12 protein-coding genes and 1 tRNA gene are annotated in these 11310 nt (G+C 70.6%); 10 read left to right on the top strand and 3 right to left on the bottom strand.

All coding sequences use genetic code 11. From position 1 onward, the window contains the following. The first annotated feature begins 200 nt into the window (after positions 1 to 200). Entirely contained in the window at positions 201 to 884 is a 684-nt protein-coding gene (locus tag HALOF300_RS20965) for a hypothetical protein (RefSeq protein WP_156742828.1), read from the top strand. A 25-nt stretch (positions 885 to 909) separates the two neighbouring features. On the opposite strand, the gene HALOF300_RS20960 is transcribed toward HALOF300_RS20965, so the two are convergent. Together HALOF300_RS20960 and aceE are read right to left on the bottom strand one after the other, a co-directional pair. After that, positions 910 to 1620, bottom strand: coding sequence for an ASCH domain-containing protein (locus HALOF300_RS20960; protein WP_156742827.1), 711 nt, complete (start codon positions 1618 to 1620; stop codon positions 910 to 912). A 132-nt stretch (positions 1621 to 1752) separates the two neighbouring features. Then, on the bottom strand, positions 1753 to 4497 hold the full coding sequence (aceE, locus tag HALOF300_RS20955) for a pyruvate dehydrogenase (acetyl-transferring), homodimeric type (RefSeq protein ID WP_156742826.1): 2745 nt from the start codon (positions 4495 to 4497) through the stop codon (positions 1753 to 1755). A gap of 269 nt (positions 4498 to 4766) precedes the next feature. Here aceE and HALOF300_RS20950 point away from each other — a divergent pair, with 269 nt between their 5' ends. From HALOF300_RS20950 to HALOF300_RS20920, 7 genes are all read left to right on the top strand, one after another. Next, positions 4767 to 5210 (top strand): DUF3052 domain-containing protein, encoded by a 444-nt coding sequence (locus tag HALOF300_RS20950; RefSeq protein WP_231955660.1) that lies wholly within the window; start codon positions 4767 to 4769, stop codon positions 5208 to 5210. After that, positions 5207 to 5674: a peroxiredoxin gene (locus tag HALOF300_RS20945; protein WP_408636986.1), complete on the top strand. Its 468-nt coding sequence runs from the start codon at positions 5207 to 5209 to the stop codon at positions 5672 to 5674. Before HALOF300_RS20950 ends, HALOF300_RS20945 begins: the two co-directional genes overlap by 4 nt. Beyond that, positions 5671 to 6477: a glycerophosphodiester phosphodiesterase family protein gene (locus HALOF300_RS20940; RefSeq protein WP_197522725.1), complete on the top strand. Its 807-nt coding sequence runs from the start codon at positions 5671 to 5673 to the stop codon at positions 6475 to 6477. Before HALOF300_RS20945 ends, HALOF300_RS20940 begins: the two co-directional genes overlap by 4 nt. 41 nt (positions 6478 to 6518) lie before the next feature. After that, positions 6519 to 6592 (top strand) — tRNA-Val (locus HALOF300_RS20935). Between the two features lie 120 nt (positions 6593 to 6712). Continuing rightward, complete coding sequence (locus tag HALOF300_RS20930; protein ID WP_197522724.1) at positions 6713 to 7234, top strand: suppressor of fused domain protein; 522 nt, start codon at positions 6713 to 6715, stop codon at positions 7232 to 7234. Positions 7235 to 7244: 10 nt separating this feature from the next. Further along, positions 7245 to 8054, top strand: a complete 810-nt coding sequence (locus HALOF300_RS20925; RefSeq protein WP_156742824.1) for an NAD-dependent epimerase/dehydratase family protein — start codon at positions 7245 to 7247, stop codon at positions 8052 to 8054. 77 nt (positions 8055 to 8131) lie between these two features. Then, a complete protein-coding gene (locus tag HALOF300_RS20920) occupies positions 8132 to 8662 on the top strand; it encodes a GNAT family N-acetyltransferase (RefSeq protein WP_156742823.1) in 531 nt (176 codons plus the stop codon). A gap of 23 nt (positions 8663 to 8685) precedes the next feature. On the opposite strand, the gene HALOF300_RS20915 is transcribed toward HALOF300_RS20920, so the two are convergent. Further along, positions 8686 to 9285: a dihydrofolate reductase family protein gene (locus HALOF300_RS20915; protein WP_156742822.1), complete on the bottom strand. Its 600-nt coding sequence runs from the start codon at positions 9283 to 9285 to the stop codon at positions 8686 to 8688. Positions 9286 to 9482: 197 nt separating this feature from the next. Here HALOF300_RS20915 and trpD point away from each other — a divergent pair, with 197 nt between their 5' ends. Next, positions 9483 to 10538: an anthranilate phosphoribosyltransferase gene (trpD, locus tag HALOF300_RS20910; protein ID WP_156742821.1), complete on the top strand. Its 1056-nt coding sequence runs from the start codon at positions 9483 to 9485 to the stop codon at positions 10536 to 10538. A gap of 341 nt (positions 10539 to 10879) precedes the next feature. After that, complete coding sequence (locus HALOF300_RS20905) at positions 10880 to 11305, top strand: VOC family protein (protein WP_156742820.1); 426 nt, start codon at positions 10880 to 10882, stop codon at positions 11303 to 11305. Positions 11306 to 11310: the final 5 nt, after the last annotated feature.

Raw genomic sequence — 11310 nt, 5'->3', positions numbered from 1 at the left:
CGGCCCAGAGTCTGCCCGCGTCGATGGGTGGGTGGGTCGGTGGGGTCGCGTTCTGCTGGGTCATGGCAGGTTCCTCCCGATCGATGCTGGTGCTGCGTTCCGCCGCCGGCGTCCCGCCGGATCGTTCAGCCCGGGTGGGCATCCGGGCCGTCGTAGCGTCTCGCCGGGTCAGTGGAGCGCCCGGACGATATCCTCGCGGTATGTCATTCCTCACGCGACTCAGGGAGCTCTTCGCCCGGCCGGCTCCGGCTCCGACGCCGGGGGCGCGGCGTCCCAGCCACGCGCCACTGCCTGCCGACGCCGGCCAGGAGGACCGCCTGCGTGAGCAGCTCGCCGCGGATCCCAACGACGTCGTCGCGTTCAACGAACTGGCTGAACTCGTGCGGCTCCGGGCCAGCGAAGTTGAGCAGCCGGACCCCCTCAGCGCGGACACCGGGCCGATCGAAGCCTCCTCGGCGGACACCGCACACTGGGCCCTCGCCGAGGAGTTGGCCGGCCGGCCGCGCGCCTGGTATCCGCTCATCGAACTCGCCCGGCTGTCCCTGCTCGATGACAAGGAGGGGGCGATGCGCCGCCTCGGTGCCGCCTGCGAGCGTGACCCCAGTGGGAAGGCGCTCGCGTCCGGGATCAGCATGCTCCGGGCGGCGCACATGCCCGCGGACGCGCTCGGCCTCGGCGTGGGCCACTGGTCCCCGGCCGATCAGGACGCCGAGGCCGGCCGCCAGGTGATCGGGGCCGCGCTGGACGCCGGCCGGCCGGCCGAGGCCCGCCAGCACCTGCGCGCCCTCGCCGAGTACGGGGCCGACCGGCCGGGCACGGCGGGCGTGGTCGCCGAGCTCGAACCGTTCGTCGCCGCGGCCGAGGCGCGTCCGAAGACCTCCTGAGCGGCCGCCGTCGGCGGCTTCGAACTCAGCCGGCCCGGACGCCGAACCGGACCACCTCGACCGTCGCGGTCGGCGTCAGGTCGGGGTAGTGCCCACGGAGCCCGTCCCGCAGGCGCTCCAGCGCCTCGGGGGAGTCGAGCCCGGCCTGCTCCGGCCGGATGAGATCGAGTCGGTAGGACGCTACCGAGTGCACCTCGCCCGGCAATGTCCGTGGCGGGTCGTCCTCGAAGACGAGGAGCGCCGGCCCGACGGCGATCGGGTCGTCGTGTCGGACGGTGACGGTCTTGCGGCCGGTCACCACGTCGTCGTAGTAGCGCTTGTTGAAGCGCACCAGGCGGGCGGGGCGGGCGTCCCGATGGTTGTAGGTCTCCGGCAACAGCGCGTGGAGGGTGCGTAACGGCGGCCCGTCTGCGCCGGGCACAGCCACCAGGATGTCCGGGTGCAGCTCGACGAGGACCTGCCGGCAGCGACCGCACGGCTCGATCACGCCCCGACCGCCGTCACCCGCCGCGGCGATGGTCAGCAGCGGCCCGGCGTCCGCCGCGGCCGCCACCCCGAGCGCGACCAGTTCGGCGCACGGGCCACCGGTGAAGTGATAGACGTTCACACCGGTGTGGATTCGCCCCTTGGTGTCCATCACGGCGGCCGCGACGGTGTGGTTCGGATCGGCGCCGAGCCGCCCGGCCAGGGCCACGGCCGCATCCACCACTCGGCGCTCGGTGTCGAGGAGGTCCATGCGACCATCCTGCCGCACCGAGCCTGCTGCCCCCGTTCGGCGGAGCACCGTAGACCGACGTGCCGCCGACGACGAACGCCGACCCCCGCCGTCGTGCGGCAGGAATCGGCGTTCGGACGGACGGTCAGGCGATCAGGAGTCGCCCCCGGCGGTGCCGGTGGTGCCGGCGTTGACATCCAGGAGCCGGTAGCGCTCCACGGCCTGGGCCGGCGCGGAGGCGTCGATCTCGCCGCGCTTGGCCAGGGCCTGCAAGGCCCGGGCCACGATCGAGTGCGTGTCGATCAGGAAGTGACGACGCACCGCGGGCCGGGTGTCGGAGAAGCCGAAGCCGTCCGCACCGAGCGTCCAGTAGTCGCCCGGCACCCAAGCCCGGATCTGGTCCGGGAGCTGGAAGTCGTAGTCCGTCGAGGCGATGTACGGGCCCCCGGCGTCCTTCAGTTTCGCGGTCACGTAGGGCTCGCGCTGCTCCCCGGTCGGGTCGATGAACGCCTGCCGGTCCGCGGCGAGACCGTCGCGGCGCAGTTCGGTCCAGCTGGTCACCGACCAGACGTCCGCCTGCACGCCCCACTCGTTCGCGAGGATCTCCTTGGCCTCCAGCGCCCACGGCACCGAGACCCCGGAGGCGAGCAACTGGGCCCGGGGGCCCTCGCCGTCGGCCGTGGCGATCTTGTGGATCCCGCGCAGGATGCCCTCGACGTCCACGTCCTCCGGCTCGGCCGGCTGGATCATCGGCTCGTTGTACACCGTGAGGTAGTACATGACGTTCGGGTCGCGGTGATCGCCCTCGCCGTACATCCGCTGCAGACCGTCCTTGACGATGTGCCGGATCTCGTACCCGTAGGCCGGGTCGTAGGAGACCACCGCGGTGTTCGTCGAGGCGAGGATCGGGGAGTGCCCGTCCGCGTGCTGCAGGCCCTCACCGGTCAGCGTGGTCCGGCCGGCGGTGGCGGCGATCAGGAAGCCACGGGTGAGCTGGTCCCCGGCGGCCCAGAACTGGTCGCCGGTGCGCTGGAACCCGAACATCGAGTAGTAGAAGTAGAACGGCACCAGCACCTCGCCGTGGGTGGCGTAGGACGTCCCCACGGACTGGAACGCGGACGCCGAACCGGCCTCGTTGATCCCGGTGTGCAGCAGGCCGCCGGCCTCGGACTCCTTGTAGGACAGGAGCAGGTCGCGGTCGACGGACAGGTAGTGCTGACCGTTGGTGTTGAAGATCTTCAGCGAGGGGAAGATCGCGTCGAGGCCGAACGTGCGGGCCTCATCGGGGATGATCGGCACGATCCGCTTGCCGAAGTCCTTGTCCCGCAGCAGGTCCTTGAACAGCTGGACGAGCGCCATCGTGGTGGCGACCTCCTGCTGCCCGGAGCCCTTCGCGAGCCTCTCGTAGGACTTGTCCGCGGGCAGCGTCACCGCGGTGTACTTGCTGCGCCGCTCGGGCAGGAACCCGCCGAGCTGACGGCGCCGGTCGATCATGTACTCGATCTCCGGAGCGTCCGCGCCCGGGTGGTAGTACGGCGGCAGGTAGGGGTCTTCCTCGATCTGGGCGTCCGTGATCGGGATCCGCAGCGAGTCGCGCAGGAGCTTGAGGTCGTTCTCCTTGAGCTTCTTCATCTGGTGCGTGGCGTTGCGCGCCGCGAACGAGGAGCCCAGGCCGTAGCCCTTGATGGTGTGCGCCAGGATGACGGTCGGTTGACCGGTGTGGTTCACCGCCGCGTTGTAGGCCGCGTAGAGCTTGCGGTAGTCGTGACCGCCACGCTTGAGCGCCCAGATGTCGTCGTCCGTCATCTTGGACACCAGGGCCTTGGTGCGCGGGTCGCGCCCGAAGAAGTGCTCCCGGATGAACGCGCCGTTCTCGGCGCGGTAGGTCTGGTAGTCGCCGTCGGGGGTGTTGTTCATCAGGTTCACCAGAGCGCGGTCCTTGTCCGCCTCCAGCAGCGGGTCCCACTCCCGGCCCCAGATGGTCTTGATGACGTTCCAGCCGGCGCCCCGGAAGAAGCCCTCGAGCTCCTGGATGATCTTGCCGTTGCCGCGCACCGGGCCGTCGAGGCGCTGCAGGTTGCAGTTGATGACGAAGGTGAGGTTGTCCAGGTTCTGCTGCGCGGCGAGCTGCAACATGCCGCGGGACTCCGGCTCGTCCATCTCGCCGTCGCCGAGGAACGCCCAGACGTGCTGCTGCGAGGTGTCCTTGATGCCGCGGTACTGCATGAACCGGTTGACCCACGCCTGGTAGATCGCCGACGCCGGGCCGAGGCCCATCGAGACGGTCGGGAACTCCCAGAAGTCGGGCATGTTCCGCGGGTGCGGGTAGGAGGAGAGGCCGCCACCGTCGTGCGAGAGCTCCTGGCGGAACCCGTCGAGCTGGTGCTCGGACAGGCGCCCCTCGAGGAACGCGCGGGCGTACATGCCGGGGGCCGCGTGGCCCTGGAAGTAGATCTGGTCGCCGCCGCCGGGGTGGTCCTTGCCGCGGAAGAAGTGGTTCAGGCCGACCTCGTACAGGGTGGCCACGGAGGCGTAGGAGGAGATGTGACCGCCGACGGCGATGCCCGGCCGCTGCGCCCGCGTCACCATCACCGCGGAGTTCCACCGCAGGTAGGAGCGGTAACGGCGCTCGACGGCCTCGTCACCGGGGAAGTAGGGCTCGTCGTGCACGCCGATCGTGTTCACGTACGGGGTGGTGATCGAGGACGGGACGGTCACGTCCCGCTCCCGCGCCCGCTTGAGCATGTTCAGCAGCACGTAGCGCGCCCGCGGGCCACCGCGCTCGTCGATGAGTCCGTCGAGGGACTCCAACCACTCGTCGGTCTCCTCGGGGTCGATGTCGGGGACCTGGCTGAGTAGGCCGTTGATCAGCGGTCCGGCCTCGTTGCGTGACGTCACGACTCTCTTCTCTCCGGCGCCTGGGTCGGCGCCACAGTTACATCTGCCCGGTCTCAGGCGCGGGCACGTGTGGTGCGGTACTGACGATCCTATGGGCCGCACTTGGCTAAGTGGAGTCTGAACCAACAGATGTGACGCGACCGACAGTGATCCCGCCATAGGATCGGGTCACCGCCCGGCCTTGCGCCGAGACCTACTGTGCGGTGGGGTAGGACATCAACCCCGCAGCGGCGGGACAGACCAGCAGTCGATAGCAAGGAGTAACAGACGTGGAAGCGACCGCGGGTTCCGTGGCCAGTCCGTCCGGCGACCAGCCCACATCGCGGTTCGGGGTGGGCAGTGGGCAGGTCATCCAGGAGTTCGGCTACGACGACGACGTCGACGAGGAACTCCGGGCAGAACTCGAGAAGGCCGCCGGGCAGGAACTGGTGGACGAGTACTACGACGACGTGACCGACGCGGCCATCCTGTGGTGGCGCGAGGACGACGGCGACGTCCAGGACCTCACCGACGTCATGGTCGACGCCCAGGAGATGCTCGAAGACGGTGGCCTGATCTGGGTGTTCACGCCGAAGTCCGGTCGCGACGGGCACGTGCGGCCCGCCGATTTCGAGGAGGCCGCCAGCACCGCGGGCCTGCACGCCACCAGCGCCATCTCGGCGGCGCAGCACTGGTCCGGGATCCGCCTGACCGCACGCGGTCGCGGCAAGTGAGCGTGCTGCCGGCGCCGGGGGAACCCGCGCCGGACTTCACCGCCGAGGACACCCACGGCACCCCGGTGACGCTCTCCGCGCTACGCGGCACGCCCGTGGCGCTGGTGTTCTTCCCGTTCGCGTTCTCCGGGATCTGCACGGGCGAGTTCTGCGAGCTCCGGGACAACCTGGGTGCGTTCGAGCGCGCCGGGGTGCGCCTGCTCGGCATCAGCTGCGACTCGAAGTTCGCCCTGCGGGTCTGGGGTGAGCAGGAGCAGCTCGGCTTCGACCTGCTCAGCGACTTCTGGCCGCACGGGCAGGTCGCCCGCTCCTACGGCGTGTTCGACTCCGAGTCCGGCCTCGCCCTGCGCGGCAGCCTGCTGCTCGACGCGGACGGCGTGGTGCGCTGGTCGGTGCTGAACCCCCGCGGGCAGGCGAGGCCGCTGGACGGCTATCTGCGCGCCCTCGACGCCCTGGTCGTGTGAGCACCCGGCGGCAGCGACAGGTCGCCGCCGGTGCGGGTGGGGCGTACCTGCACCCCGGGCCGCTGGCGTTGGCGCACCGGGGCGGCGCGGGATACGCGCTGAACGAGGGGATCGAGAACTCCCTGCGCGCGGTGCGAAACGCCGTCGACCTGGGCTTCACGTACGTCGAGACCGACGTACGCGCAAGCGCCGACGGCGTCCCTTTCGTCTTCCACGACCCCGACCTGTCCCGGGTGGTGGGTTCCGCCGTCGACGTGCATGCGCTGACGGCCGCCGACCTGCGGGCGGCCACTCTCGCCGGTGGCGAGTCCATCCCGACGCTCGCGGAGCTGCTCGAGGAGTTCGGCGGCACCCGGTTCAACATCGACGTGAAGTCGGACGACGTGGTCGCGCCCGCGCTCGCCGTGATCGAGGCGCAGCGCGCGTTCGACCGGGTCCTGATCGCCGCGTTCGACCACCGCCGGCTGCAGCGCGTCCGGCGCGCGCACCCGGAGGCTGCCACCTCCGGCTCGCCGCTGGAGACGGCGTCCCTGCGGTGGGGCGTGGGCGCCGCCCGGTCGCTGGCCGCTCGCAACGGCGTGGTGTGCCTGCAGGTGCCGACGACGTTCCGGGGCCGGGCGCTGGTGACCGGGCCGTTCGTGGCGACCGCGCACCGGTACGGTCTCCAGGTGCACGTGTGGACCATCGACGACGCGGACACGATGAACGCTCTGTTCGACCTCGGTGTGGACGGCATCGTCGCCGACCGCATCGACGTGCTCCGGGACGTGCTGATCGCCCGGGGCGCCTGGCCGCAGCCGTGACCGGCGCAGCCGGGTGCGCTTGCTAGTCTTGGTACCCGCCAGGGCCTATAGCTCAGTTGGTTAGAGCGTCGCGTTTACACCGCGGATGTCGGGGGTTCGAGTCCCTCTGGGCCCACTGTTCAGACGTAGGAGAACTGCACATCAGCGGAAGTGATCCCGGGACGAGATGATTGATTCCTACGAGGTAGTGTCACGAGTCGCTGCCGGGCTGGGCGTGACCGGGGTGCCCACGCCCATGACGCGTGCGACCGGGGACGGCGCCAAGAAGGTCGGCATGGTCGAGGTACCCGACTGCCCACAGCCAGGGGTGACCTCCTGGGCGACCGTCGCCGCGAGTTTCTTCCCGTCCGGGTACCGGACGCGCGATGGACGACCGATCGGTGTCGAGTTCGTCGCCGGCATCGATTCACGATGGACGCTCATCGGCGACGCCGTGGCCGCGTGTGCGTTCCAGATCGGCGAACCGAACGAAGTGCGGCCTGGGACCGTGTACCGGAGCGCGATCGGCAACTGCTACCCCCAGGCGAGCACCCCGCACCTGATGTCGGTGCCGCCGTTCCTCTGGAACTCGTTCGAGTCCTACAGCGACGCCGACGTCCACGTCACCTGGCTGCAGCTCGTGCCGGTCACGGAGGACGAGGCAGCGTACTGCCTGGCGTACGGGTTCGACGCGCTCGGCGACGCGTTCGCACGGGAACAGCCGGACCTCTACTCCATCGAGCGGCAGAGCGTCCGACTTACCACCAGACCTCATTGAAGGGCTCCCAGTGCGCATCTTCCTCGCCGGCGGCACCGGCGTCGTCGGAAGCAGACTGATACCGGCCCTGCAGGCTGCGGGTCATGACGTCACCGCAACGACCCGACGCGCGGAGGGTCTCGACCTCGTGCGTGACCGCGGTGCGCGGGGCGTCGTCGTCGACGTCTTCGACGCCCCGCGTCTGGCGGAGGCCGTGGCGGCAGCCGAACCGGAACTCGTCATGCACCAGCTGACCGACCTGGGCGAGTACGACACCGCCGCCAACGCCCGTCTGCGCCGGGACGGGACGGCGAACCTCGTGGCCGCCGCCGAGAACGCCGGAGTCGACCGCATGATCTTCGCGTACGCCCCGGGCGACACCACGGCAACGGAGGACGACCCCCTCGAGCCGGGCTCCGCCGTCGGGATCCTCGAAGCCGTGGTCCACCGGCTACCCCGCGCCACGGTCCTGCGCTATGGGATGTTCTACGGCGACGGCACCTGGTACGCGCCCGGCGGTCGGATCGGCGGCACGGTGGTCGCCGGGCAGCTGCCGGCCACGCCTGCGATCACGCCGTTCGTCCATATCGACGACGTGGTCTCGGCCACCGTGCAGGCGCTCAGCTGGCCCGACGGGACGTACAACATCGTCGACGACGAGCCGGCAGCCGGAACCGTGTGGCTCCCGGTGTACGCGGCCGGGCTCGGTGCGCCGGTGCCGAGGGTCGCCGGGCTGCCCGACGGCACGCCGCGGCGCCGGGCCGTCTCCAACGCCAGGGCGCGGGCAGCCGGCTGGCGGCCTCGATACCCGTCCTGGCGGGACGGATTCCCGACGCTTTGAGACGGACCCGAGACATCGCTGTCTTCCTCGGTTGATAATCTTCCCGTCACGGTAGGAGATGGCGGAGAGGCCAGACGATGACGGCGCCACGACAGGGTGAGCCGGGAAGCGAGCGATCACGCGGGCCGCTGGATGTCGACATGCGGCCGGCGGTGCCCGCCGATGTAGGAGACATCACCCGCATCTGGCGCCAGGGGTGGGCCGACGCCCACCTCGGTCATGTCCCCGCCGCGCTGGTCGCGGCCCGGACCGCGGCCTCGTTCGCGGAACGTGCGCGCGAACAGGTTGCCGACACGATCGTCGCGGCGCGGGGCGAGGAGGTCCTCGGATTCGCCATGATCGACGGCGACCAGGTGGATCAGCTGTACCTGGACCGCGCTGCGCGCGGCGGCGGCATCGGGGCGGCGCTGCTCAAGGCAGCAGCGGAAGCCGTGATGGCGGCGGGCCACCAGCGGGCCTGGCTGGTGGTCGCGACGGGGAACGTGGCCGCCCGTCGGTTCTACGAACGCCAAGGATGGGTCGACGGCGGCCCGATCGTCCACCGGGCGCCCGTCCCTGGCGGGTCGGTCGCCGTCGACGGTCACCGGTTCGTCAGCCCTGGCAGGTAGCCGGCGACCCGCAAGCCTCGTGTTCAGTGCGAACGGCCGACCGCGTAGCGCAGGTGCAGTGCGACGCCCTGCCGTACCTGGACGAGGTCCAGGTCGATCGGTGCGCCCCCGGGCAGGTCGAAGAGCCGGCGGCCGTCGCGCAGGAGCAGCGGGACCACGTGCAGCTGGATCTCGTCCAGGAGCCCGGCCGTGAGGGCGGCCTGGCCGGTCCCGGCTCCCTGGACGACCACGTCGGCGTCGCCGGCGGCCTCCTTCGCCGCACCGATCGCCTCCTCGATGGTCTGGATGTAGGTGAACTTCGGCCAGCGCAGCTCGCCGGGCGCCGGCGGTCGGCGCGCATAGATGAACACCGGAGGTCCGCCGTAGGCCTCGCCGCCCCAGCCGCCGGCCGGGTCGACGGTGCCGCGGCCGCAGACCGATGCGCCCACCGACTCGTAGGCGGCCATCATCTCGGCGTCGACGTCGCCGAGTCCGCCCTCCAGGTAGGCGCCGGTGGCGTCCCGAGGCATCCCCCAGTCGTGGAGGCGCTGGCCGCCGTCCCCGAGGCCGTGGTCGACCGTCTCATGCGGTCCGGCGATGAATCCGTCGAGGGAGATGGACATGTCGAGGATCGTCCTGGACATCGGTGCTCCTTTGCGGTTGCGGGTGGGCGTCCGGCCTCAATCCTGAACAGAATCGTACGGAGTGCTGCTGGACGCGCCCGGCGAGGGAACATCCGGCTTCGGGTGGGGGTCGAGGTGCTCCTGAGCGAGGAGGTCCACGAGGGCACACCATGACGGCGTCCCGGCCCGGCCGCGGGACCGTTCGATAGGATCCGGCAATGCCCGAGACCCCCACGTGGCCCTACCTGCTCGAGACCCTCGTCGAGGGCTCCGACCTCTCGGTGGGCGAGGCCACCTGGGCGATGCGTGAGGTGGTGACGGGTCAGGCCGCGCCCACGCAGATCGCGGCGTTGCTGACCGCGCTGCGGATCAAGGGGGAGTCGGTCGACGAGATCGTCGGCTTCCGGGATGCGGCGCTGGAGGCGGCCCTCCCGCTCGAGGTCGATCCGATGGCGCTCGACATCGTCGGCACCGGCGGCGACCCGTACGGCGCGGTGTTCAACATCTCCTCGGTCGCGTCGATCATCTGCGCCGCAACCGGGGTGCCTGTGATCAAGCACGGCAACCGCGGCGCGTCCTCGAGGTCGGGTGCCTCGGACGTGCTGACGAGCCTTGGCGTCGACATCACCATCGCCCCCGAGCGCGTGGCCGAGGTACTCAACGAGGTCGGCATCAGTTTCGCGTTCGCGGGCCTGTTCCACCCAGGCTTCCGTCATGCGGGCCCGGTGCGCGCCGAGCTCGGCATCTCGACGCTCTTCAACATCCTCGGCCCGCTCTGCAACCCCGCCCGCCCGGAGGCGTCCGCGGTCGGGGTCTCGTCGCTGCCGCGCGTGCCGCTGCTGGTCGGCGTGTTCCGCACCCGCGGTGCGACGGCGCTCGTCTACCGCGGCGACGACGGCATCGACAAGCTGACGACGACCGGGCACAGCCACATCTGGGAGGTCTCACGCGGCGCTGTGACCGAACATGACCTCGACCCGCGCGACCTCGGTATCCCGCGGGCGCGCATCGAGGACCTGCTGGGCGGCGAGCCCGACGAGAACGCCGCCGTGATCCGGGGGGTGCTCGCGGGCGACGCTGGTCCGCTTCGCGACATCGTGCTTCTCAATGCGGCAGCCGGCCTCGTGTCCTTCGAGCTCGCGGGTGACTCCGCCCGGATCTCGACGCCGATCGTGGAGCGGCTGGGCGACAAGCTCGACGTCGCCGCCGGTGCCGTGGACTCGGGTGCGGCGGCCGCGAAGCTCGAGCAGTGGGCGGCCGCGACCCACGCGTGAGTGCCCGGTGCCCGATGGGTCCGCCTGCACGCCGTCGCGCCCACCTCTGCTCGGTTCCGCTGACGCAAGGTGTCGATGGGTGCGCCCGTCACCCTCAGTTCGGGTCAGTGGAGCGGACGCCCGCTCAGTTCCGCTGACGCGAAGTGTTGATAGGCGCGGGTGTGACTCGCGTTTCGGGTCAGTGGAGCATGCGCGCGGCTCCGCTGGCGCGAAGTGTCGATGGTTGCGGGTGTGACCCGCGTTTCGGGTCAGTGGAGCGGGCGCCCGGTTCCGGTTGTGGAACCGGCTCGGGACGAGGAACATGTGCCTCCTCTGATCGGAACCGCAGGAAGAGGTGTGCCATGGCCCGGCTGAACCCGTACCTCAACTTCTCCGACAACGCCCGTGCGGCGCTGGAGTTCTACCACTCGGTGTTCGGCGGTGAACTGACGACGAACACGTTCGCCGAGTTCGGCGCGGCCGAGGATCCGGCCGACGCCGAGAAGATCATGCACGGTCAGCTCGAGGGGGAGGGCGGCATCCTGCTGATGGCCGCGGACACCCCGAGTTCGCTCGAGTTCCCCGGCACGAACAGCAACATCTCGGTCTCCCTGTCCGGCGGACCCGAGGACGACGCGACCCTGCGTGACTACTGGGACAAGATCTCCGGGAGCGGGACGGTCACGGAGCCGCTCGCAGTGGCGCCGTGGGGTGACGCGTTCGGGATGTGCGTGGACGGGTTCGGCATCAGGTGGCTGTTCAACATCTCCGGCAACCAGCAGGCTTGAGGCTG

Origin of the sequence: Occultella aeris (assembly GCF_902703175.1) — a bacterium.
GTDB lineage: Bacteria > Actinomycetota > Actinomycetes > Actinomycetales > Beutenbergiaceae > Occultella > Occultella aeris.
The sequence above is the reverse complement of the archived record's forward strand: the minus strand, read 5'-3'. Positions and strand labels throughout refer to the sequence as shown.

Bases quoted from the DNA above. Each gene is read 5' to 3' on its own strand.
- HALOF300_RS20965 (WP_156742828.1), top strand. From the start codon at position 201: ATGTCATTCCTCACGCGACTCAGGGAGCTCTTCGCCCGGCCGGCTCCG.
- HALOF300_RS20960 (WP_156742827.1), bottom strand. From the start codon at position 1,620: ATGGACCTCCTCGACACCGAGCGCCGAGTGGTGGATGCGGCCGTGGCC.
- HALOF300_RS20930 (WP_197522724.1), top strand. From the start codon at position 6,713: ATGACGCGTGCGACCGGGGACGGCGCCAAGAAGGTCGGCATGGTCGAG.
- HALOF300_RS20920 (WP_156742823.1), top strand. From the start codon at position 8,132: ATGACGGCGCCACGACAGGGTGAGCCGGGAAGCGAGCGATCACGCGGG.
- HALOF300_RS20915 (WP_156742822.1), bottom strand. From the start codon at position 9,285: ATGTCCAGGACGATCCTCGACATGTCCATCTCCCTCGACGGATTCATC.
- trpD (WP_156742821.1), top strand. From the start codon at position 9,483: ATGCCCGAGACCCCCACGTGGCCCTACCTGCTCGAGACCCTCGTCGAG.
- HALOF300_RS20905 (WP_156742820.1), top strand. From the start codon at position 10,880: ATGGCCCGGCTGAACCCGTACCTCAACTTCTCCGACAACGCCCGTGCG.